The sequence below is a fragment of the Streptomyces sp. NPDC039609 genome, from assembly GCF_055596705.1.
This window is the reverse complement of record NZ_JBVIUJ010000007.1, coordinates 534218-555243: the sequence shown is the minus strand read 5'-3', so window position 1 is coordinate 555243 and position 21026 is coordinate 534218. Positions and strand designations below refer to the sequence as shown.

Here is a 21026-nt window from a genome sequence, read left to right as displayed (position 1 = left end):
AGTCCGCGGGGGGTACCGGACGATTTCTGGTCATGCTACGCCAGCGTTTCGCGCTCCTCCGTGGCTGTCCACAGGGTGTGGGTGGTGGTGTGATGATCGGCCCATGGACGAAACGGAAGCGCGGCTGATCCAGGCGAAGGCGTGGGGCGGTGCACAGCGCAAGCTGTGGCACTCGCCGGTGGAGGGCACGGTCGGGGAGCGCCTGCGGGAGCTGGCCGACTGGCCTGCGGGCACGGAGGACGACGGGGGCCGGCCCGACGTGTACGGCGACGGTCTCGTCGAGGAGGTCGAGCGGCGGGTCGCCGACGCGCTCGGTCTCCCGGCCGCGGTGTTCTTCCCGACCGGGACGATGGCCCAGCAGGTGGCGCTGCGCTGCTGGTCGGGGCGGACGGGCAGCCCGGTCGTCGCCCTGCATCCGCTCGCGCATCCGGAGGTCCACGAGGGCGGTGCGCTGGGTGCGGTGAGCGGGCTGCGCACGGTTCATCCGACGGACGAACCACGGCTGCCGACGGCCGAGGAGGTACGGGACCACCCGGAGCCGTTCGGGACGCTGATGCTGGAGCTGCCGCTGCGGGACGCGGGGTTCGTGCTGCCGTCCTGGGAGGAGCTCGTGGCCGTGGTGGAGGCGGCGCGCGAACGTGAGGCAGTGGTGCACTTCGACGGCGCACGGCTGTGGGAGTGCGCCCCTCACTTCGGGCGCGACCTGCGGGAGATCGCGGGGCTCGCGGACAGCGTGTACGTGTCCTTCTACAAGTCCCTGGGCGGCCTTTCGGGGGCGGCTCTGGCGGGCCCCGAGGACGTGATGGAGGAGGCGCGGGTGTGGCGGCACCGGTACGGAGGGCTGCTCTTCCAGCAGTTTCCGGCCGCGGTGTCGGCGCTGCGGGGTCTGGAGCGGGAGCTGCCGCGGCTGCCCTCGTACGTGGCGCACGCGCGCGTGGTGGCCGACGGGCTGCGGACCGGCTTCGGGGAGGCGGGGGTGCCGTGGTTCCGGATCCACCCCGAGACCCCGCACACCCACCAGTTCCAGGTGTGGCTGCCGTACGACCCCGAGATCCTGACCGCGGCCTCGGTGGCGCTGGCGGAGGAGAGGGACACGGTCCTCTTCCGCCGCTGGAGCGGCCCCGGCGCGGGCGGCCCGCCGGGGGTGGCGGTGACCGAGGTGACGGTGACCGAGCCGGGGCTGGCATGGACGGCGGACGACGTGCGGGAGGCGGTGCGGGAGTTCCTCTCGCACGTGGCGTGATCCCTCCGCACGGCGCGACGCGTCCCGGGAGCGGGCGGGCCGCCCGCTCCCGTCCGCCCGACTCCCCGTCCCAGCACGCCCGTGGTGGGAGCGGGAGGCCCCCAGCACGCCCGTGGTGGGAGCGGGAGGCCCCCAGCACGCCCGTGGTGGGAGCGGGAGGCCCCCAGCACGCCCGTGGATGCAGCAGGCGGCCCTCAGCACGCCCGTGGATGCAGCAGGCGGCCGAGCGCCGTGCGCAGCCGCCCACGGGCCGGGCGGCCGGCGACGACGGCCTCGAAGCGGCGGCTGTCGCGGACCGCGCGGAGGGTCGCGATGTCGTGGGTCCCGGGCATCGGCGGCATCCGCTCCCCACGCTGCTCGGCCCGGTAGCTGTCGAGGAGGTACTGGTGCAGTGCGTTCATGCCCTTCACGATGCGCCGGGCGGGGTCCGCGGTCGCGCCGTTTGACGGCCGCCGTCAAACGGGCGCCAGGGAGTCCGGCTCGACCCGCACCATAGGGGGGTGAGCGTGACCATCGACATCACCGGACTGCCGCACCAGCGGATCTCCTTCTGCCCCTCGCCGCTGGCCGAACTCGGCGCCGCGATGCACGTGCTCTCCGAGCCCGGGCACCACCCCGGGCTGCACGGCTGGGCCACGACCACCGCCGCCGGACTCGAGCCCGCGCTCGCCGACCGGATGCACGAGGCCGACTTCATGTGGAGATCCACGCGCTCCGACTTCCTGCTGCCCGCCCAGCCGCGCGAGACCCTCGCCGAGGAGCTCGACGACCTCGACCGGATGGACGACGAGACCTATGTGGGGGCGGCGCTGGAGATCTCCTGCAGCACCCAGTACGCGGACGGCCTGCCCTCACCGCTCGTCGACGCCCACTCCCGCCGCCGCGCCCTCGACCTGGCCGCCGCGCGCGGCCCGCGGCAGGCCGCGTTCGTGGAGCGCATGCTCGCCGATCCGACCGGCACGCGCGCGTGGGTCCGCCGACTCCTGGAGGACTGCGACGACGCGTTCTTCGCCGACACCTGGCGCCGGGTCCGCGTCCAGCTCGCGGCCGACGCCCGGCACAAGACCGAACTGCTGCGGCGTAAAGGCCTCGCCGAGGCCGTCGCCGCCGTCTCCCCGGCGATGAGTTTGGAGGAGGACGAGCGCGGCTCCCGGATAGCCGTCGACAAGCTGGTCCTCGGCCGCACGACCACCCAGGGCTCGGCGCTCACCTTCCTGCCGACCGCCTTCGGGCGGCCGCATCTCATCGCGGTGCACGCGCGCGGCTGGCAACCGGTGATCCAGTACCCCGTCTCCACCCGCGAACTCGCCGGCACCGCCCCCGTGGAGACGGTCAAACTCCGCCTGGAGGCCGTCGCCCACCCGATGCGGATGCGGATGTGCCGCAACCTCGCCCGCGCCTCGTACACGACGAGCGAGCTGGCCGACGCGTACGGCATCACCGCCCCGGAGGTCTCGCGTCACCTCGCCGTCCTGAAGAAGGCCGGGCTGCTCACTACCCAGCGCCGCGGCCGCTACGTCCTGCACCAGCTGGACGTGACCGTCGTCGCCCGCCTGGGCAGCGACTTCCTCGAGGCCCTCCTGCGCTAGCGGCTCGAGAGGCGCCGGCCCTCAGTCGAAGCGGATGTGGGCGAGACCCACCCGCATCCGGCGCAGCCGGTGCCGCAACGGCCCGTCCGTGTTCGGTGCGAGCCGCAGCCCGGCGATGCGCGCCACCTCGTCCGCGACCTGCGGGACCGTCAGCGGGTCCGTACGGATGTGGTGCGCGAACTCGGGTCCGTTCAGCCGCTCCAGGCATCCGTCCAGCTTGCTCACCGCGAAGCTCTCGCGCTTCAGGCCGCGGCCGAGACCCCGCTCCGTCAGCCGCTCCAGGACCGTCTCCCGCCGGGCGAGCAGCGCGAAGTGGTGCACCCGGTCCGCGCCGTGCGCCGCGCGCAGCCTGCCGACGACCTCCTCGAAGTACGCCGGTTCCACCAGCGTCATCGGCACGATCACCGGGCCGTCCGTGTGCCCCCGCAGCGCCAGGTCGAGGACCTCGTACACGCCCCGCCGCCAGGCAGGCAGGTCCTGGAAGTCACCTCGAAGGGCCGGCGGCAGGGTGCGATGAAGCCCGAAGCCGACATGCTCCGGATCGCACACCACACTGCCGGGCAGCCGGCGCCGGAGCTCGTACGCCGTCTGTGTCTTGCCGCCCCCGAAAGGTCCGTTGATCCAGAGCAGCGGCACGGCTCAGACCGCTCCGCCGCCCGCCCGCACCAGGCCCGTCTCGTACGCGAGGACCACCACCTGCACCCGGTCGCGCAGGTCCAGCTTGGTCAGGATCCGGCCGACGTGCGTCTTCACCGTCGCCTCCGACAGCACCAGCCGGGCGGCGATCTCGCCGTTCGACAGGCCCTGCGCGACCAGCATCATCACCTCGCGCTCCCGGTCGGTGAGCCGGTCCAGCTCCTTGTGCTGCGGCTCCTTCCCCGACGACGGAAGCATCGGCGAGAAGCGGTCGAGCAGCCGGCGCGTGGTCGACGGGGCCACGACCGCGTCCCCGCTGTGCACGGAACGGATCGCGCCGAGCAGCTCGCTCGGCGGCACGTCCTTCAGCATGAAACCGCTCGCGCCCGCCTTCAGCCCGGAGAAGGCGTACTCGTCCAGGTCGAACGTGGTCAGGATCAGCACCTTGGGGGCGTCGGGCTCCGAGCAGATCCGCCGGGTCGTCTCGACCCCGTCGAGCTTGGGCATCCGTACGTCCATCAGGACCACGTCGACGGCCGTGGAGCGCAGCACCTCCAGCGCCTCCACGCCGTCGCCCGCCTCGGCGACGACATCCATGTCCGGCTGGGCGGCGAGCACCATGCGGAAGCCGGTGCGCAGCAGCATCTGATCGTCGACGAGCATCACGCGGATGGACATGTGGGGGTTCCTTCGGGTCGTCAGTGGGCGGGCTTCAGGGGGAGCAGGGCGCTGATACGGAAGCCGCCACCCGGACGCGGTCCCGCGTCCAGGGTGCCGCCGACCATGCCGACCCGCTCTCGCATACCGATCAGGCCGTGGCCCCGGCCGTCGGCGCCCCCGTCCTCGTACATCTCGTGCGTCGCGCCCCGCCCGTCGTCCTCGACGAGCAGCCCGAGGCCGTCGTCGAAGTACACCAGGCGGACGCTGGCCCCCACGTCCGGGCCGCCGTGCTTGCGCGTGTTGGTGAGGGCCTCCTGCACGATCCGGTACGCGGTGAGCTCGACGCCGCTGGGCAGCGGCCGTGGCGTCCCCTCGATCCGGAAGTCGACGGTCAGTCCGGCCCCGCGGACCTGCTCGACGAGGTCCTCGATCTGCTCGACGTCGGGCTGGGGAACGTACTCCCCCGCCTCCTTGTGCTCGCCGGTGCGCAGGATGCCGAGCAGCCGGCGCATCTCGGCGAGCGCCTGGCGGCCGGTGGAGGAGATCGTCTCCAGGGCCTGCTTGGCCGTCTCCGGGGAGGAGTCCAGGACGTAGGCGGCGCCGTCGGCCTGGACCACCATCACCGAGACGTTGTGCGCGACGACGTCGTGCAGCTCGCGGGCGATCCGGGCGCGCTCGGCGGCGACGGCGACCTTGGCCTGTGCCTCGCGCTCCTGCTCCAGGCGGGAGGCGCGCTCCTCCAGCTGTGCGAAGTAGGCACGGCGGGTCCGCAGGGAGTCACCGAGCACCCAGGCGAGGGCGAACGGCACGGTCATGATCACCGTGAAGAAGACATGCGCGAGGGTCGAGCCGGGGCTGGTCTCGGACGGCCATCTCAGCATGGAGAGCGTGGCGGCGCTGAGACCGCCGGCGAGCGCGAGACGTGACGCCCAGCGCGGTCCGTCGTGCGCGGCCACCGTGTAGATGATCACCAGCATGGCGAAGTCCGCGAAGAAGGGCTGGAGCCCGAAGCCGAGCTGGACGAGGCCCAGCGCGACGGCGAGCAGCAGCATCTTCTCGGGTGCGCGGCGGCGCAGCGCGACGACGAGGGAGAACAGCGCGCCGACCACGCCGTACGCGGCGGCGTTGTCGACCGCCGGGTAGGAGGTGCCCACCCACAGCACGGAGAACCCGAGGAGGACGACGGCCCAGAAGGTGTCGACGCCCGTCGGGTGTCTGCGGATGAAGTCGTAGAGGCGCTGCACGTGACCCAGCGTAGGGAAAGCAGATAGGTGCAGGGGTCAACCGTGGGGTCGATCCTTGGTGGGAAGACCGTACTCCGCAAGGTGGAGACTGGACCGCGTGACGGATGAGACGTGTCAGTGGCAGGGGTGGCGTGAGGCCACGGAGCGGGCGCTGTACGGCCCGGAGGGCTTCTTCCGGCGCCCCGAGGGCCCGGCCGGTCACTTCCGCACCTCCGTGCACGCCTCGCCGCTCTTCGCGGGGGCCGTCGCCCGGCTGCTGGCGGAGGTGGCCGAGGAGCTGGGGACGGACGAGCTCGCGTTCGTGGATGTCGGCGCGGGGCGGGGGGAGCTGCTGACGGGCGTGCTGGCCGCCGTGCCTTCGGGGCTCTCGGTACGGGCGTACGGCGTGGAGCGCGCGGACCGGCCGACGGGGCTCGATCCCCGGGTGGAGTGGACGAACCGGGTGCCGGAGGGGGTCCGCGGGCTGCTCTTCGCGAACGAGTGGCTCGACAACGTGCCGGTGGAGGTCGCGGCCGTCGACGAGGCGGGGACGGTCCGGTACGTCGAGGTGCGGGCGGCGGACGGGGCGGAGCGGCTGGGGAAGGTCGTCGAGGGCCCGGACGCGGAGTGGCTGGAGCGGTGGTGGCCGCTGGCGGAGCCCGGCGAGCGGGCGGAGATCGGGCGGTCGCGGGACGAGGCGTGGGCGGCGGCGGTCGGGGCGCTGGCGGCGGGGACGGCGGTGGCGGTGGACTACGGGCATGTACGGGAGTCCAGGCCGCCGTTCGGGACGCTGACGGGGTTCCGGGCGGGGCGGGAGGTGACGGCGGTGCCGGACGGGTCCTGTGACGTGACGGCGCATGTGGCGATGGACGCGTGCGCCTCGGACGGCGGGGAGCTGACGACTCAGAGGGAGGCGTTGCGGCGCCTGGGCCTCCGTGGCGAGCGGCCTCCGCTGGCGTTGGCCACCAGCGACCCGGCCGCGTACGTGCGGGCGCTCGCCGGCGCGGGGGAGGCGGCCGAGCTGACCGCGCGCGGTGGGCTGGGGGACTTCCTGTGGCTCACGCGGAGGGTGCCGGGCGCTCCGGGCGGACGGACCTGACAGGGCACCGCCCCCGGACCCGTCCGGGGGGGGACCCCCGGCCCGGCGGAACGGATGCCCACAACGGCGGGGGTGAGGACCGCGGTGGACGAGGGCCCGGCCTGTGGGACGGGTTCCCACGGCGGGTGGCCCGGCAGGGATACTGGCCCCATGACGGAGACGACGGTCGGAATCGGCGGGGCGGCGGAGAGCACCGACATGGTGCTGAACATCGGGCCGCAGCATCCCTCGACCCATGGTGTGCTCCGCCTCCGCCTCGTACTCGACGGCGAGGTCATCCAGCACGCCGAGCCGGTCATCGGGTACATGCACCGCGGCGCGGAGAAGCTCTTCGAGGCGCGCGACTACCGGCAGATCATCATGCTCGCCAACCGCCACGACTGGCTGTCGGCGTTCTCCAACGAGCTCGGTGTCGTCATGGCCGTCGAGCGAATGCTCGGCATGGAGGTCCCCGAGCGGGCCGTCTGGACCCGCACCCTGCTCGCCGAGCTGAACCGGGTACTCAACCACCTGATGTTCCTGGGGTCGTACCCCCTCGAACTGGGCGGTATCACCCCGGTCTTCCACGCGTTCCGGGAGCGCGAGGAGCTCCAGGCCGTGATGGAGGAGGTCTCCGGCGGCCGGATGCACTACATGTTCAACCGGGTCGGCGGCCTCAAGGAGGACCTTCCGGCCGGATGGCTCGGCCGGGCCCGCGCGGCCGTCGCCGACGTGCGGTCGCGCATGGACGTGTACGACAAGCTGGTCCTCGGCAATGAGATCTTCCGCGGCCGCACCCGGGGCGTCGGCGTCCTGACGCCGGAGACGGCGCACGCGTACGGCGTCTCCGGGCCCATCGCCCGCGCCTCCGGCGTCGACTTCGACCTGCGCCGCGACGAGCCGTACCTGGCCTACGGGGAGATTCAGGACACGCTGAAGGTCGTCACCCGCAAGGAGGGCGACTGCCTCGCCCGCTTCGAGTGCCTCCTGGAGCAGACCCATAACTCCCTGGACCTCGCCGACGCCTGCCTCGACCGGATCGACCACCTCCCGCCGGGGCCGATCAACCAGCGGCTGCCGAAGGTGCTCAAGGCGCCGGAGGGCCACACGTACGCCTGGACCGAGAACCCACTCGGCATCAACGGCTACTACCTGGTCTCCAAGGGCGAGAAGACGCCGTACCGCCTCAAGCTGCGCTCGGCGTCGTTCAACAACATCCAGGCGCTCACCGAGCTGCTGCCGGGCACGCTGGTCGCCGACATGGTGGCGATCCTGGGGTCGCTCTTCTTCGTCGTCGGCGACATCGACAAGTAGTCGGGCACCGGGCGCCGGTCCTCTCCGCCTGGTCAGTCGTTGCCGCGCATGACCACGAAGTCCTTCGGGTCCTGCTCCGGGCGCCGCCGCTCCACCACGCTCCAGCCCCAGCGTTCATAGCGTTCGCGCAGCTCGGGGACGTCGAGCGTCATCAGCAGACGGGGGCCGGAGGTCTTCGCGAGGAGGGTGTCGTGCAGGGCGCGGCCCAGACCGTGGCCCTGGTGGGCGGGGGCGACGACGAGTTCGGCGAGTTCGAAGCTCTCGTCCGCCCCGGAGAGTGCGTTGTCGAGCCAGCCGGCGGCGAACCCGGTCAGGGCGCCTTCGGGGTCGAACGAGGCGACGCAGCGGAAGCCGGGCTCCGGTCCGGCCGCCCGGCCGAGCAGCCGCTCCACCGTCCGCAGCGCCCCGCGCGGCGCTTCGTGCCAGGGCGGTCCGCAGAAGGCCTGCGCGCACAGGGCGATCAACTCGTCCCGCAGCGCGGTCACTTCCTCGGCGGCGAGCGCCCGGAGCGTCACGAGTTGACGGCTCCGCGCAGCTCAGCCACGTCGATCTGCTCGGTCTCGTCGTGCGCGGTCAGGTCGATGACCTGGCCGATCGCGCGCTGCTCGGGGGTGCGCCGGGCGACGGTCGCCAGGACCTCCTCGCCCACCACGTCCGCGAGGTCGGCGTCCTGCACGGCCTCGATGGCGGCGGCCGCCTTCTGCATACCGAAGAAGTCGAAGCCTCCCTCGGGGCGCGGGGCGCGGCGGGCCGCGTAGGGGACGATCGCGGACGCGGCCGGGACGGGCCGGACGGCGGGCAGGGCGGAGGGCGCGGGGACCACGGCGGTCGACGGGCGAGCGTGCTGCTCGGTGCCGGCGGCCGCCGCGTGCTTCCCCTGCGGCTCCTCCGTCTCCCGGGCGCGCTCGGCGAGATCGCGGCTGCGGGCGGCCTCGGCCGTACGTCGGGCCTCCTGGGCGGCGGCGTTGCGCGCCAGGTTGCGCAGGGCCTCGGCGGCCTCGCGGTACGCGGCCGGGGTCGGCGTGGAACCGGAGACCGGGAGCTCCTTGGCCGGGGCGGCCGACTCCAGGGCGAGCTGCCGACGGCCCTCCAGGGCGCTGGCACGCTCGGTCTCGGCGGTGGCGTACCGGCGCAGCAGCGACGCGTGCTCACCGCGCAGCCCGGCGAGCTCGACCCGCTTGGCGCGCAGCTTCGCGTCGAGCTTGGCGCGCAGCTCGCGGGACTCGTCGAGGTCGGCCTCGAGCTCGGCTATCCGCTCCTCGGTCTTCCACTCGTCGGCGGTCCGGGCCCGGGTCAGCTCGGCGACCTGCCTGCCTGCGCTCCGGTCCCAACTGCGCATGATGACGCCACCGGTGACCGCGGCCGCCGCGGCGGCCGCCACGAGCAGCCGCAGCGCCATGGGATCGGCGAGCAGCCAGGCGCCCGCGGCACAGACGACCGACGCTCCGGCGACCGCCGAGGGCGGCAGGAGCTTGTGCAGAGGAGGTGAATGGCGGTGGCGTCCACGTGGCATGGCCTGAAATTTACCGTGCGTAGGCGCTGTATGGGGTGTCGGCCCGGCAATCTCTTGGCCACTTCTCGCCGTCGTACTCACCGCCGGGCCCACACCCCCACCGGACCGGGCCGACTCCCCTTAGCCGGCCCCTACTTCTTGACCAGCCCCTTCGACTCCAGATAGGCCTTCGCGACGTCTTCGGGCTTGGCGCGCTCCGCGTCCACCTTGCGGTTCAGTTCGGCGAGATCGGCCGTCGTGAGGACCTTTGTGATCTTGTCGAGGGCGGCGGCGATCTCCGGCGATCCGGCGTCCTTGGCATTGACGACGGGCAGCACGTTGTCGGCGTTCTGCAGCTTCTTGTCGTCGGTCAGGAAGACCAGACCGAAACTGTCGATCGTCGCGTCCGTCGTGGTGGTCAGCACCAGCTGGTCCACGCCGTCCTTGACTGCCTGCTTGGACTGCGGCGTACCCACACCCTTGGGGTCGATCCCGGTCACGTCGATGCCGTACGTCGTCTTCAGACCCGGTGCGCAGAACGGCCGAATCTCGCATTCGTCACCGGCCGCGATCTTCACCTTCAGCTTGGCCGCGCCGAGATCCGAAAGCGTCGTCAGCTTGTTCTTCTCGGCAAATTCCCTGGACACCGCGAAGGCGTTCTGGTCGACCGCCTCACCGAACGCGAGGACCTTCAGTCCGCGCGGCTCCGCGAGCTTCTTCAGCGCCTCCACCGTGGCCGCCGCGTCACCGGACGCGACCGGCTTCTCCTCGGGCGCCTTCGGACCGTTCACCTTGGCATTGAGGAATTCCGCGATCGTCGCCGCGTATTCCGGTACGACGTCGATCTCACCCTTCTCCAGCGAGGGTTCGTACAGCTCACGGTTCTTCACCGTGGTGACGCTCGCGGAGTATCCGGCGTCGTTCAGCACCTGGGCGTACAGCTCGGCGAGCACCTTGGACTCGGTGAACGCGGCGGCGCCCACGACGAGCGAGCCCTTGCCCTTGCCCGAACCCGTCGCCGGCGCGTTGCTCTTCTCCAGGCTGTCGCCGCCGCACGCGGCGAGCCCGGCGGTCAGCGCCGCCACGCCCAGCACCGCACCCGCGGTGCGCGAGATCCTGCTCACGAGATCACCCATTCCATTCGTTGTTCACCGTTCCGTCGTCACGGCGTCCTGCGGCCGAGCAGCCGGTCCGCCCCCACCAGCACGGCCTCCACCAGGAGGGCGAGCACCGCCACGAGCAGCGCGCCCGCGACCACCTGCGGGGTGTTGTACGTGTTGAAGCCGGCGGTGATGATCCGGCCCAGGCCGCCCTGGCCGACCATCGCCGCGATGGTCGCGGTGGCGACCACCTGCACCGCGGCCGACCGCAGGCCGGTCATGACCAGCGGGCGGGCGAGGGGCAGTTCGACCTTCCGGAAGACCTGTCCGCCCGACATGCCCATCCCCCGGGCCGCCTCGACCACCGCCCGGTCCACCTCCCGCATCCCCACGTACGCGTTGGTCAGCAGCGGGGGAACCGCGAACAGCACCAGCGCGATCACCGTCGGGACGTAGCCCGCGTTGCGCAGCGGCGACACCATGAACAGGGCGAGCACCGCGAAGACCGGGATCGCCCGGCCCGCGTTGGAGACGTTGACGGCGATCGCACCGCCCCTGCCGAGGTGTCCGAGCCCGAGCCCGAGCGGCAGGGCGACGGCGCAGGCCAGCAGGAGCGCGAGCCCGCTCACGTACACATGCTCACCGAGCCGGTGCCACACCCCGCCGTCGCCGGCCCAGTTGGCGCCCGTGGACAGCCAGCTCCAGGCGTCCGCCATGACCTGCATGTCACTCGCCCCCCGCCGTGGCGCGTATGCGGGTCCACGGCGTGAGCAGCCGCTGCACGCCGAGGAGCAGCAGGTCCGCGGTCACCGCCAGAAGCACGCACAACACGGAGGCGGCGAGCACCTGCGCCTTGAAGAACGTCGGCAGAGCGTCCTCGATGAGATTGCCCAGCCCGCCACGGCCGACGATCGAACCGACCGTCGTCAGCGCGACCGTGGAGACCGTCGCCATGCGTACGCCGGCCATCAGGGCCGGGAGGGCGAGGGGCAGTTCGACCTCCCACAGCAGCCGGCCCGAGCCGTACCCCATGCCGCGCGCGGCCTCTCGCGTCTCGGCCGGCACCGCCTCCAGGCCCGCCAGGATGTTCCGAACGAGAATCGTCAGCGAATACAGCACGAGTCCGGTCACCACCAGGGCCTCGGAGAGCCCCAGGAACGGGAGCAGCAGCGAGAACATCGCCAGCGAAGGGATCGTGTACAGCAGCGTCGTGAGCCCGAGGACCGGCCCGGCGAGGCGCGGACGGGCCCGCACGAGCAGCGCCAGCGGAAAAGCGACGGCGAGCCCGATCAGGACGGACACGACCGTGATCCCCACATGCTGGAGCAACGCACTCGTCAACTCCTCGCTGCGGGTGCGCAGATACTCCCCGCAGATCCAGTCGTTCGTCACCAGACAATTCGACGCGCTCATGTGCCCTCCCCCCGTCGCTCGCCTTGCCGAACGTATGTCCAGCGACCCTAACCCCCGCCACCGACAATCGCCGAGGACCGCCACAAGGCGGCAACACCCCCTTCACACACACCCGTCCACCAGACGTCAGAATGGGGAACCATGATCCGGTTCGAGCAGGTGACCAAGCGGTACGCGGACGGCACGACGGCCGTCGACGGCCTCTCCTTCGAGGTCGCCGAGGGGGAACTGGTCACGCTCGTCGGCCCGTCCGGCTGCGGCAAGACCACCACCATGAAGATGGTGAACCGGCTCATCGAACCGACCGAGGGGCGCATACTCCTCGGCGGCGAGGACATATCCGCGATCGACCCGGTCCGGCTGCGCCGCCGCATCGGCTACGTCATCCAGCAGGTCGGGCTCTTCCCGCACCGCACCGTCCTCGACAACACCGCGACCGTCCCCCACCTGCTCGGCGCCCCCCGCGCCCGGGCCCGCGCCCGCGCCGCCGAACTCCTCGACCTGGTCGGCCTCGACCCCAGGACGTACGGCGACCGCTACCCGGAACAGCTCTCCGGCGGACAGCGCCAGCGCGTCGGCGTGGCCCGCGCACTCGCCGCCGACCCGCCCGTGCTCCTGATGGACGAGCCCTTCGGCGCGGTCGACCCCGTCGTCCGCGAACGTCTGCAGAGCGAGTTCCTCAAGCTTCAGTCGCAGGTCCGCAAGACCGTCCTGCTGGTCACCCACGACCTGGAGGAGGCCGTCCGCCTCGGCGACCGGATCGCCGTCTACGGACAGGGCACGATCGAGCAGTTCGACACCCCGGCCCGGGTCCTCGGCGCCCCCGCCACCCCGTACGTCGCCGAATTCGTCGGCGCCGACCGCGGCCTCAAGCGGCTCTCCGTCACCCCCGTCGACCCCGCCGCCCTGGAGAAGGCACCGGTCCTGCGGCCGGGCGAGACCCCGACCGACGCGCCCTGGTCCCTCGTCCTCGACGCCGACGGCCGGCCGGAGGGCTGGGTGTCGGCGGACGAGCCCGCCCGCATCCGCCCCACGCCCCAGCCGGTCCCGCTCGGCGCCTCCCTCCGGGAGGCACTGGCCGCGCTCCTCCAGCACGACACCGGCTGGCTCCCCGTCACCGACCCGGCCGACGGCGGCCGGTTCGCCGGCGTCCTCACCCCCGCGGGCATCCACCGGGCACTGCGCGCGGCGACCGAAGCGACCGAAGACACCGAGGAGACCTCGGTCAGTTCGCGCTGAGCCGCCCGCTCATCCAGACGAGACCCGGCGGGATCTCTCGGTTCCAGGTGTTGAAGTTGTGCCCACCGCTGTCGAGCGTGATCGAAGAGACCCGCGCCGGGGCCTTCACCTTCTTGACGAAGTCGAGAGTCGCCCGACGGTTCCCCTCGCCCTCCTTCGACGTGGTCACCAGGAACGACGACTTCCCCTGCCGCGCGTGGTCCAGGCTCCACAGCAGGTCGGCCCGCTTGCGCGCCGCACCGTCGCCGTGGAAGAGATCGCCGGTCGTCACATCCTCCGCCGCCTTGTAGTACGCCGAGAAACCGGCGCCCGCCGCGAACCGGTCCGGATGGTGCAGCGCGATCTTCAGGGCGCAGTACCCGCCGGTCGAGTTCCCCATGAAGCCCCAGTTCCGCGCCTTCGTCCCCACCCGATACGTCTCCGAGACCGCCTTCGGCAGGTCCTCGGCGAAGAAGGTCTCGGTCTGCGGCCCGCCGGGGATGTTCACGCACTCGGTGTCCCGGGGCGGCGCCACGGTCGGCCGCAGCATCACCAGGATCATCGGCCGCATCTTCTTCTCCTTGACCTGGAGGAAGGCCGTCTTCGGGTACTTCAGCCCCTTGAGAAGGTTCTCGGCCGTGCCCGGGTAACCCGTCAGCACCACCGCGGCCGGGAACGTGCTCTTCGCGTACTCCTTCTGGAAGTACTCCGGCGGCAGATACACATAGGCCGGGGAGTCGATCTTCGACTTCTCACCTGCGACGACGATCTTCTGGATCTGACCGCCCACCGCCGGGCGGCCACCACCCGGCACATCCACCGCCTGCGTGCCGACGACCTTGATGTCCTTGGAACCGGCCGAGTGGTCGACGACCACCCCCAGATCCTGCTCCTGACCGAACAGATCGGCCCAGGAGCCGTAGAACAGGAACGAGTTGTTCGCCGCCAGACCCACCGAGGCGAACAGCGCGAGCTGAGTGGCGAGCAGCAGCCCGATCCGGCCAAGGACCGACCGGAAACCGCCGCGCGACAGCCGCGGCCACAGCCAGATCGTGGCCACGAACAGCACCACCGCCACCACGACGGCCAGCGCCAGAACCTTGTTGCTGGTGAGACCCATGAGCGCCCGCGCCCTCTTCCTGATCACGCTTACTGAGAAATTCCTGTGCCCGAATGAACCCGCTCCCCCGCGACGCCGTCCTAGAAGGCGCAAAACCTCCGGCACGGCCCGCCCCTGACCACCGCGCGGCCGCCGGATCCAATCTTTCGCGGAGCCACGGGAAGCACGGGAAGCGATGTCTGTCACGGTAGATGGGGACAAATCAGGATCGGTTCCGGATCGGGTGCGCCGGATTCTGCGCGGACCACGCCCCGAGAAGGTCCCCGCCCTCGTCGGTACGGCCTGCACCCTCATCGGCCTGATCGACATCGCCGCGGGCGTCTTCCCGCGCTTCCGGGCCAGCCGGATGCACGCCATCGCCGAGGTCCTGCCCGGCACCCTCGGACCACTCTCCGCAGCACTCTCCCTCAGCGCCGGCGTGCTGCTCCTCCTGCTCGCCCACGGCCTCAAGCGCCACAAGCGCCGCGCCTGGCGAGCCGCCGTCGTCCTGCTGCCGCTCGGCGCCACCGCCCAATTCGTCTGGCGCCACTCGATCCTCGGCGCCCTGCTCTCCCTCGCGCTGCTCACCCTGCTGCTGCGCCACCGAAGCCAGTTCGCCGCCCTGCCCGACCCCCGCAGCCGCTGGAAGGCCCTCGCCAACTTCGTCCTCATGGGCGCCGGCTCCATCGCCCTCGGCCTCGTCATCGTCAGCGCCCACCCACGCCGCGTCATCGGCAGCCCCAGCCTCACCGACCGCCTCGAACACGTCCTGTACGGACTCTTCGGCTTCGAGGGCCCCGTCGGCTACACCAACGACGTCGACTGGACCGTCGGCTACTCCCTCGGCGCCCTCGGCATGCTGACCGCCCTCACCACCATCTACCTGGCCTTCCGCCCCGAACACCCCGCCGCCCGGCTCACCGAGGACGACGAGACCAGGCTGCGCGCCCTCCTCGACAAGCACGGCCGCCGCGACTCCCTCGGCCACTTCGCCCTCCGCCGCGACAAGGGCGTCGTCTTCTCCCCCAGCGGCAAAGCCGCCGTCTGCTACCGCGTCGTCTCCGGCGTCATGCTCGCCAGCGGCGACCCCATCGGCGACGTCGAAGCCTGGCCCGGCGCCATCGACCGCTTCATGGACGAGGCCAAGGCCCACTCCTGGACCCCCGCCGTCATGGGCTGCTCCGAGACCGGCGGCGAGGTCTGGACCCGCGAGACCGGCCTCGACGCCCTCGAACTCGGCGACGAGGCGGTGGTGGACGTCGCGGATTTCTCCCTCTCAGGGCGCGCCATGCGCAACGTGCGCCAGATGGTCAAGCGGATCGAGCGCAACGGCTACACCACCAAGGTCCGCCGAGTCCGTGACCTGTCCGACGGCGAACTCGCCCGCGTCCGCCGCGCCGCCGCCGACTGGCGCGGCACCGACACCGAACGCGGCTTCTCCATGGCACTCGGCCGGATCGGCGACCCCGGCGACGGAGACGCCGTCATAGCCACCGCCCACAAGGACGACCCCGACTCCGCCTACGGCGACCTCAAAGCGATCATCCACTTCGTGCCCTGGGGCACCGACGGCATGTCCCTCGAACTCATGCGCCGCGACCGCTCCGCCGACCCCGGCATGAACGAACTGCTCATCGTCGCCGCCCTCCAGGACTCCCCCCGCCTCGGCATCGAACGCGTCTCACTCAACTTCGCCATGTTCCGCTCCGCACTCGCCCGCGGCGAGAAGATCGGCGCCGGACCCGTCCTCAGGCTCTGGCGCGGACTCCTCGTCTTCCTCTCCCGCTGGTTCCAGATCGAATCCCTGTACAAGTTCAACGCGAAGTTCCAGCCCCGCTGGGAACCCCGCTTCGTCGTCTACCGCAAGAGCCGCGACCTGCCCCGCATCGGCTTCGCCGCCATGCAGGCCGAAGGCTTCGTGGACCTCGCACTGCCCCGCCCCTTCGCCCGCCGCCGCCCCGCCGCCGAACCCCGCCCCTGCGCCCACATCATCACCCCCCAGCCCGACCGCGAGGCCCGGGCGGCCTGACCCCGACCCGCACGCCCCCGACCGGGACGCGCCCCCCGACCCGGCACCCGCGACGCGAGCAGCCCCTAGTCTGGACATATGAGTACGTTGATCGGTCGGGGCACGGCCCAAGGCCTGCCGGAGTGGGACCGCTGCGCGGTCATGGGCGTCGTGAACGTGACCCCGGACTCCTTCTCCGACGGCGGCCGCTGGTTCGACACCACGGCCGCCGTCAAACACGGGCTCCACCTCGTCGCCGAAGGCGCCGACCTCGTCGACGTCGGCGGCGAATCCACCCGCCCCGGCGCCAGCCGCGTCGACGAGGAAGAAGAACTCCGCCGGGTCGTCCCCGTCGTCCGCGGCCTCGCCGCCGAAGGCGTCACCGTCTCCGTCGACACCATGCGCGCCTCCGTCGCCCACGCGGCCGTCGCCGCGGGCGCCGCCCTCGTCAACGACGTCAGCGGCGGCCTCGCCGACCCCGACATGGTCCCCGCCGTCGCGGCCGCCGAAGTCCCCTTCGTCGTCATGCACTGGCGCGGCTTCAGCCAGGACATGAACAGCCTCGCCGTCTACGACGACGTCGTCCACGAAGTCGTCACCGAACTCCGACAGCGCATGGAAGCCGTCGTCGAAGGCGGCGTCACCCCCGAACGGATCGTCATCGACCCCGGCCTCGGCTTCGCCAAACTCGCCCCCCACGACCTGACCCTCGTCGCCCACCTCCCCGAACTCCGCGCCCTCGGCAGGCCCCTGCTCGTCGCCGCCTCCCGCAAGCGCTTCCTCGGCCACGTCCTCACCCGCGAAGGCGCCACCCCACCCCCCGCCCGCGAACGCGACGCCGCCACCGCCGCCGTCTCCGCCATCGCCGCCCACGAAGGCGCCTGGGCCGTCCGCGTCCACGAGGTCAGAGCCACCGCCGACGCCGTCCGGGTCGCCAGAGCCGTCGAGGGAGCCGCGTGACCCACCAGACCGACACCGAAGCGGTCGAAGCCGCCAACACCGCCTTCTACGAAGCGATGGAACGCGGCGACTTCGAGGAGATCTCCGAGCTCTGGCTCGACGACGGCGCCACCCCCATCAGCTGCGTCCACCCCGGCTGGCCCGTGCTCTCCGGCCGCGGCGAGGTACTCCGCTCGTACGCCCTGATCATGGCGAACACCGAATACATCCAGTTCTTCCTGACCGACACCAAGGTCTCCCTCGCCGGCGATGTGGCCGTCGTCACCTGCACCGAGAACATCCTCAGCGGCGGACCCGCCGAGGACGGCGCCGAACTCGGACCCCTCGTGGGCCAGCTCGTCGTCGCCACCAATGTGTTCCGCCGCACATTCGACGGCTGGCGGATCTGGTCCCACCACGGCTCCCCCGTCCTCACCGAAACGGACGACGAAGAGGACGAGGAACCCGGCCCCTGACAGGGTTCCCCGGTCCTTTCGGGTGACCCCGGGGATTGGAATCCAACACTCTGGGTAGGGGCCGCACCCAGCCCCTGTGGCCCTCGCCGCAGCCCCCCGTGGGCAAGCGCTGTCGGTGCCCGCAGGTAGATTCGATGCTGGACACCCGGCCGTCCGCACCCGGCTGCGTGGCCACAAGAACTACGACAGCAGGAGTGATTCGCGTGGATCGTGTCGCGCTGCGCGGCCTCAAGGCCCGAGGACACCACGGCGTCTTCCCCAAGGAACGCGAAGAAGGCCAGACCTTCATCGTGGACCTCGTCCTGGGCCTGGACACCCGACCCGCGGCAGCCGACGACGACCTGACGAAGACCGTGCACTACGGCGTCGTCGCAGAGGAAGTCGTCGATGTCGTCCAGGGCGAGCCCGTCGACCTGATCGAGACGCTCGCCGAACGCATCGCCCAGCAGTGCCTCAAGCACGCAGGCGTCCAGGAGGTCGAAGTCGTCGTCCACAAGCCGGACGCGCCGATCACGGTCCCCTTCGACGACGTGACCATCACCATCACCCGGAGCCGAGTATGAAAAGCACGCACAGCGACCCCACCGTGCAGCCCGTACCCGCCTCCGTCGTGGAAGCGGTCGACGCCGCCGACGTGACGCTCTCCAACCCCAAGTGGGCCGTCATCGCCCTCGGCGCCAACCTCGGCAACCGCCTGGAGACCCTCCAGGGCGCCGTCGACGCCCTCGAAGACACCCCCGGTCTCCGGGTCAAGGCCGTCTCCCCCGTCTACGAGACGGAGCCCTGGGGCGTCGAGCCCGGCTCCCAGCCCTCCTACCTCAACGCGGTCGCCCTCGTGAAGACGACACTGCCGCCCAGCTCCCTCCTGGAGCGCGCCCACGCCGTCGAGGAGGCCTTCCACCGCGTCCGCGAGGAGCGCTGGGGCGCACGCACCATCGACGTCGACATCGTGGCCTACGCCGACGTGATCTCCGACGACCCCGTCCTCACACTCCCCCACCCTCGCGCCCACCAGCGCGCCTTCGTCCTCGCCCCCTGGCACGACGTGGACCCCGAAGCCAAGCTGCCCGGACACGGCCCCGTCGCCGCCCTCCTCACCGCCATCGGCGACGAGGGCGTCGTGCCGCGCGTCGACCTGGAACTCCGTCTGCCCGAGTAGTCGTTACGCTCGTGGAGCATCGCCCCCACGACGACACGAAGGACACCCGGTGAAACAACTGCGGCTCAAGGTTCTCGCCGGACTGTTCATCGTGGCCGGAATCCTGTCCTGGGGCGCAGCACGCCTCTGGGACGCGGTGGGCACCCTGCCCAGCGTGCCGCTCGCCGCACCGATCGTCCTCGCGGCCATCGCGGTCGTCCTGACCGCGACGGCCCTCTCCATCCGCTCCCGCCTGAAGGCCCAGCGCGAGCGCCGCCCCGGCGCAAAGGGCGTCGAGCCACTCATGGCGGCCCGCGCGGTCGTCTTCGGCCAGGCGAGCGCCCTGGTCGCCGCCCTGGTCGCCGGCATGTACGGCGGCACGGGCGTCTTCCTCCTCGGCTCGCTGGACATCCCGGCCCGCCGCGACCAGGCGATCTACGCCGGCTTCTCGGTCCTGGCCGGCATCGCCGTGATCGCGGCGGCCCTCTTCCTGGAGCGCGTCTGCAAACTCCCGGAGGACGAGGACCACAACGGCAAGGGCACGGCGCCGGTGGCCTAGCGGCAGAGTTCGTCGATGTCGTCGGAGAAGCCCGGGAACTCGGCCTGGCCCTCGACGACGATCCCCCGGGCGCCCCGGCGCGGAGTGGTGGCCGCCACTGACACAGCGGCCTACCAGGCTTCGCGCACGAGGTGCCCGTTCACCAGGAAGGTGGGGTGGGGTTCGAGCCGGTAGCTGTAGAAGGTGAAGGGCTTGGCACCGAGGGCGGGGCGGGGGCGGACCTCCCGGACCTTGATCCAGGAGGACTCGGGCGGGTCGATCCGGTGATGCTCGGGCGCGAAGGTGCCCCGGCTCGCCCAGCGATCCGAAACACAGAGCCGTGAGGCTCCCTTGGTTGCCGGAGTGAACCGTCCTCCGATGATGGGAGCGATCTCGGCCAGGAACGCCACATTGGCGCTCGCGATCACACGCCCTTGCCATTGCTTGAGGGGGTAGCCGTCACCATCGATGTATCCGTCGAGGAAACCGTTGAATGTGTCGATGTCCCGCAGCACCACTCGCGGAAAACGCTGCCGCATGTGGTGAGCATCCCCGCCCACGTAGTGCCGCATAGCATCCGAGAGGTACGAGGAGACCACCCGGACCCGGAAGCCGGGCAGATCTCGCTTAAGGTAACCGGACGGCCGGGTAACCGCTTCGAGCCGCGCACGCAGGCCCGTGCAGGCCGTCAGAGCCGTCGCGTACCGGGCTGCGAAGTCCTCCTCGTTCACGATCAGCGACACATAGTTCTTGCCGACCGTCCCGTCGGCACAGGTGGCGCCCACAAAGTAGCCGAACTCGTACCCAGGGTTGATCGTCAGCCGCTCCCTGCACAGCTTCCGCGCTTGCGTCCAAGCGACCGTCGTTCCCGTCGCGTCCCGTGCGTGCATCCAGCCGTCCGGTGTGGCCAGCAGAAGATCCGGGCTGGCAACGAAGGCCATGTGGTCCGTGACCACCTCGACCGCATCACGTGCCTTGGCCGCCGTTACCCCCACGACCGTGGTCTGCACCGTGCGGTCGCCGTCCAGCGTCCACATCCCACTGCCAGGCGCCACGTTCTTCGCCTGGGCGCAGCCCGCCACCAGGTTCACCAGCATCTTGCTGGAAAGCCCGTACCCCATACCCATCCCCCTCGACCAGTGATCAAATCCACTGATCGGGACGGTATGGGGCACTTGAGTCAGACCGCTACGAGCGGGCCAATATCAGGGACATAGCCTCGGCTCGTGTAGTAGCGTCACGAAGTTGACCACGTACCGCCGAGGTCGTCGTCTTCGCGCCCGGCTTGCGGACACCACGAAGTGCCATGCACATGTGCTCCGCCTCGATGACGACGATCGCGCCACGCGCCTCGAGGATCTCCATCAACGAATCGGCGATCTGCGTCGTCAGTCGCTCCTGGACCTGCGGACGGCGAGCGAACACGTCGACAAGGCGCGCCAGCTTCGACAGGCCCGTAATCTTGCCCGTTTCAGCCGGAATGTAACCGATGTGGGCTACGCCATGGAACGGCAGAAGATGATGCTCACAGGTGGCCATCATCTCGATGTCCTTCACGAGGACCATCTCGTCGTGTCCCAGGTCGAACGTCGTCGTCAGGACGTCCTCGGGCTCCTGCCACAGCCCCGCGAAAAGCTCCTTGTACGCCCGCGCAACCCGCGCCGGCGTCTCCCGCAGCCCCTCGCGGTCAGGGTCCTCGCCGACCGCGATGAGGAGCTCTCGTACGGCGTTCTCGGCGCGCTTCTCGTCGAACTCGCCGATCGTGCCCTCGCCGTCCAGCGTCACCGGGTCGGTCATCTGTGCCTCGTTCCGTCCGAAACTCATGGCGCGAAATGTGCCGCGCCCCCACAGGCTAAAACCTG

The 21026-nt window shown here is 71.2% G+C and carries 23 protein-coding genes; 11 read left to right on the top strand and 12 right to left on the bottom strand.

Annotated features, from left to right (window positions below; translation table 11 throughout):
* Positions 1-103: 103 nt before the first annotated feature.
* Positions 104-1243, top strand: a complete 1140-nt coding sequence (locus ACZ561_RS23745; RefSeq protein ID WP_470998416.1) for a threonine aldolase family protein — start codon at positions 104-106, stop codon at positions 1241-1243.
* Between the two features lie 194 nt (positions 1244-1437).
* Here the strand turns inward: ACZ561_RS23745 and ACZ561_RS23740 are convergent, their stop codons facing one another.
* Positions 1438-1644: a hypothetical protein gene (locus ACZ561_RS23740; RefSeq protein ID WP_470998413.1), complete on the bottom strand. Its 207-nt coding sequence runs from the start codon at positions 1642-1644 to the stop codon at positions 1438-1440.
* Positions 1645-1743: 99 nt separating this feature from the next.
* Between ACZ561_RS23740 and ACZ561_RS23735 the strand changes: the two genes are divergently transcribed.
* Positions 1744-2832, top strand: coding sequence for a DUF5937 family protein (locus ACZ561_RS23735; protein WP_470998410.1), 1089 nt, complete (start codon positions 1744-1746; stop codon positions 2830-2832).
* A gap of 21 nt (positions 2833-2853) precedes the next feature.
* On the opposite strand, the gene ACZ561_RS23730 is transcribed toward ACZ561_RS23735, so the two are convergent.
* The 3 genes from ACZ561_RS23730 to ACZ561_RS23720 are packed head-to-tail and all read right to left on the bottom strand — an operon-like array spanning position 2854 to position 5372.
* Positions 2854-3468, bottom strand: coding sequence for an AAA family ATPase (locus ACZ561_RS23730; RefSeq protein WP_470998407.1), 615 nt, complete (start codon positions 3466-3468; stop codon positions 2854-2856).
* Positions 3469-3471: 3 nt separating this feature from the next.
* A complete protein-coding gene (locus ACZ561_RS23725) occupies positions 3472-4146 on the bottom strand; it encodes a response regulator (RefSeq protein WP_376431042.1) in 675 nt (224 codons plus the stop codon).
* Positions 4147-4166: 20 nt separating this feature from the next.
* Positions 4167-5372, bottom strand: a complete 1206-nt coding sequence (locus tag ACZ561_RS23720) for a sensor histidine kinase (RefSeq protein WP_470998404.1) — start codon at positions 5370-5372, stop codon at positions 4167-4169.
* A gap of 97 nt (positions 5373-5469) precedes the next feature.
* On the opposite strand from ACZ561_RS23720, the gene ACZ561_RS23715 reads away from it, so the two are divergent.
* Both ACZ561_RS23715 and ACZ561_RS23710 read left to right on the top strand, forming a co-directional pair.
* On the top strand, positions 5470-6450 hold the full coding sequence (locus ACZ561_RS23715; RefSeq protein ID WP_470998401.1) for an SAM-dependent methyltransferase: 981 nt from the start codon (positions 5470-5472) through the stop codon (positions 6448-6450).
* A gap of 150 nt (positions 6451-6600) precedes the next feature.
* Complete coding sequence (locus ACZ561_RS23710; protein WP_470998398.1) at positions 6601-7743, top strand: NADH-quinone oxidoreductase subunit D; 1143 nt, start codon at positions 6601-6603, stop codon at positions 7741-7743.
* A 32-nt stretch (positions 7744-7775) separates the two neighbouring features.
* On the opposite strand, the gene ACZ561_RS23705 is transcribed toward ACZ561_RS23710, so the two are convergent.
* From ACZ561_RS23705 to ACZ561_RS23685, 5 genes are all read right to left on the bottom strand, one after another.
* A complete protein-coding gene (locus ACZ561_RS23705; RefSeq protein WP_470998395.1) occupies positions 7776-8258 on the bottom strand; it encodes a GNAT family N-acetyltransferase in 483 nt (160 codons plus the stop codon).
* Positions 8255-9256, bottom strand: coding sequence for a hypothetical protein (locus ACZ561_RS23700; RefSeq protein ID WP_470998392.1), 1002 nt, complete (start codon positions 9254-9256; stop codon positions 8255-8257). Before ACZ561_RS23700 ends, ACZ561_RS23705 begins: the two co-directional genes overlap by 4 nt.
* 131 nt (positions 9257-9387) lie before the next feature.
* Positions 9388-10371: an ABC transporter substrate-binding protein gene (locus ACZ561_RS23695; RefSeq protein WP_470998389.1), complete on the bottom strand. Its 984-nt coding sequence runs from the start codon at positions 10369-10371 to the stop codon at positions 9388-9390.
* 26 nt (positions 10372-10397) lie between these two features.
* Positions 10398-11060 carry an ABC transporter permease gene (locus ACZ561_RS23690; protein ID WP_470998386.1) on the bottom strand — a complete coding sequence of 221 codons (663 nt, stop codon included), beginning with the start codon at positions 11058-11060 and terminating at the stop codon, positions 10398-10400.
* 1 nt (position 11061) lies between these two features.
* On the bottom strand, positions 11062-11748 hold the full coding sequence (locus ACZ561_RS23685) for an ABC transporter permease (RefSeq protein ID WP_470998383.1): 687 nt from the start codon (positions 11746-11748) through the stop codon (positions 11062-11064).
* Between the two features lie 141 nt (positions 11749-11889).
* On the opposite strand from ACZ561_RS23685, the gene ACZ561_RS23680 reads away from it, so the two are divergent.
* Complete coding sequence (locus tag ACZ561_RS23680; protein ID WP_470998380.1) at positions 11890-12987, top strand: ABC transporter ATP-binding protein; 1098 nt, start codon at positions 11890-11892, stop codon at positions 12985-12987.
* Here ACZ561_RS23680 and ACZ561_RS23675 read toward each other — a convergent pair.
* Positions 12974-14086, bottom strand: coding sequence for an alpha/beta hydrolase (locus tag ACZ561_RS23675; RefSeq protein ID WP_470998594.1), 1113 nt, complete (start codon positions 14084-14086; stop codon positions 12974-12976). The two genes, ACZ561_RS23680 and ACZ561_RS23675, sit on opposite strands and share 14 nt — an antisense overlap.
* A 175-nt stretch (positions 14087-14261) precedes the next feature.
* Here ACZ561_RS23675 and ACZ561_RS23670 point away from each other — a divergent pair, with 175 nt between their 5' ends.
* The 6 genes from ACZ561_RS23670 to ACZ561_RS23645 all read left to right on the top strand — a co-directional run bounded on the left by ACZ561_RS23670 (position 14262) and on the right by ACZ561_RS23645 (position 19185).
* A complete protein-coding gene (locus ACZ561_RS23670) occupies positions 14262-16094 on the top strand; it encodes a phosphatidylglycerol lysyltransferase domain-containing protein (RefSeq protein ID WP_470998377.1) in 1833 nt (610 codons plus the stop codon).
* Between the two features lie 78 nt (positions 16095-16172).
* On the top strand, positions 16173-17033 hold the full coding sequence (gene folP, locus ACZ561_RS23665) for a dihydropteroate synthase (RefSeq protein WP_470998374.1): 861 nt from the start codon (positions 16173-16175) through the stop codon (positions 17031-17033).
* Positions 17030-17488 (top strand): nuclear transport factor 2 family protein, encoded by a 459-nt coding sequence (locus ACZ561_RS23660; RefSeq protein WP_470998371.1) that lies wholly within the window; start codon positions 17030-17032, stop codon positions 17486-17488. Before folP ends, ACZ561_RS23660 begins: the two co-directional genes overlap by 4 nt.
* A gap of 203 nt (positions 17489-17691) precedes the next feature.
* Positions 17692-18051: a dihydroneopterin aldolase gene (gene folB / locus ACZ561_RS23655; RefSeq protein ID WP_158988273.1), complete on the top strand. Its 360-nt coding sequence runs from the start codon at positions 17692-17694 to the stop codon at positions 18049-18051.
* The gene (folK, locus tag ACZ561_RS23650) at positions 18048-18647 is read left to right on the top strand and encodes a 2-amino-4-hydroxy-6-hydroxymethyldihydropteridine diphosphokinase (protein WP_470998367.1); all 600 of its coding nucleotides are present in this window, start codon (positions 18048-18050) and stop codon (positions 18645-18647) included. The genes folB and folK overlap by 4 nt, the downstream gene beginning before the upstream one ends.
* Positions 18648-18696: 49 nt before the next feature.
* Entirely contained in the window at positions 18697-19185 is a 489-nt protein-coding gene (locus ACZ561_RS23645) for a DUF3180 domain-containing protein (RefSeq protein WP_470998364.1), read from the top strand.
* Between the two features lie 110 nt (positions 19186-19295).
* On the opposite strand, the gene ACZ561_RS23640 is transcribed toward ACZ561_RS23645, so the two are convergent.
* Entirely contained in the window at positions 19296-20285 is a 990-nt protein-coding gene (locus ACZ561_RS23640) for a hypothetical protein (protein WP_470998362.1), read from the bottom strand.
* 67 nt (positions 20286-20352) lie between these two features.
* Entirely contained in the window at positions 20353-20961 is a 609-nt protein-coding gene (folE, locus tag ACZ561_RS23635; protein ID WP_470998359.1) for a GTP cyclohydrolase I FolE, read from the bottom strand.
* Positions 20962-21026: the final 65 nt, after the last annotated feature.

Coding starts and splice junctions, on each gene's coding strand:
- ACZ561_RS23710 (WP_470998398.1), top strand. CDS start 6,601: ATGACGGAGACGACGGTCGGAATCGGCGGGGCGGCGGAGAGCACCGAC.
- folK (WP_470998367.1), top strand. CDS start 18,048: ATGAAAAGCACGCACAGCGACCCCACCGTGCAGCCCGTACCCGCCTCC.
- ACZ561_RS23640 (WP_470998362.1), bottom strand. CDS start 20,285: ATGGGGTACGGGCTTTCCAGCAAGATGCTGGTGAACCTGGTGGCGGGC.
- ACZ561_RS23685 (WP_470998383.1), bottom strand. CDS start 11,748: ATGAGCGCGTCGAATTGTCTGGTGACGAACGACTGGATCTGCGGGGAG.
- folE (WP_470998359.1), bottom strand. CDS start 20,961: ATGACCGACCCGGTGACGCTGGACGGCGAGGGCACGATCGGCGAGTTC.
- ACZ561_RS23725 (WP_376431042.1), bottom strand. CDS start 4,146: ATGTCCATCCGCGTGATGCTCGTCGACGATCAGATGCTGCTGCGCACC.
- ACZ561_RS23700 (WP_470998392.1), bottom strand. CDS start 9,256: ATGCCACGTGGACGCCACCGCCATTCACCTCCTCTGCACAAGCTCCTG.
- ACZ561_RS23745 (WP_470998416.1), top strand. CDS start 104: ATGGACGAAACGGAAGCGCGGCTGATCCAGGCGAAGGCGTGGGGCGGT.
- ACZ561_RS23740 (WP_470998413.1), bottom strand. CDS start 1,644: ATGAACGCACTGCACCAGTACCTCCTCGACAGCTACCGGGCCGAGCAG.
- ACZ561_RS23670 (WP_470998377.1), top strand. CDS start 14,262: ATGTCTGTCACGGTAGATGGGGACAAATCAGGATCGGTTCCGGATCGG.
- ACZ561_RS23675 (WP_470998594.1), bottom strand. CDS start 14,086: ATGGGTCTCACCAGCAACAAGGTTCTGGCGCTGGCCGTCGTGGTGGCG.
- ACZ561_RS23695 (WP_470998389.1), bottom strand. CDS start 10,371: ATGGGTGATCTCGTGAGCAGGATCTCGCGCACCGCGGGTGCGGTGCTG.
- ACZ561_RS23680 (WP_470998380.1), top strand. CDS start 11,890: ATGATCCGGTTCGAGCAGGTGACCAAGCGGTACGCGGACGGCACGACG.
- folP (WP_470998374.1), top strand. CDS start 16,173: ATGAGTACGTTGATCGGTCGGGGCACGGCCCAAGGCCTGCCGGAGTGG.
- ACZ561_RS23690 (WP_470998386.1), bottom strand. CDS start 11,060: ATGCAGGTCATGGCGGACGCCTGGAGCTGGCTGTCCACGGGCGCCAAC.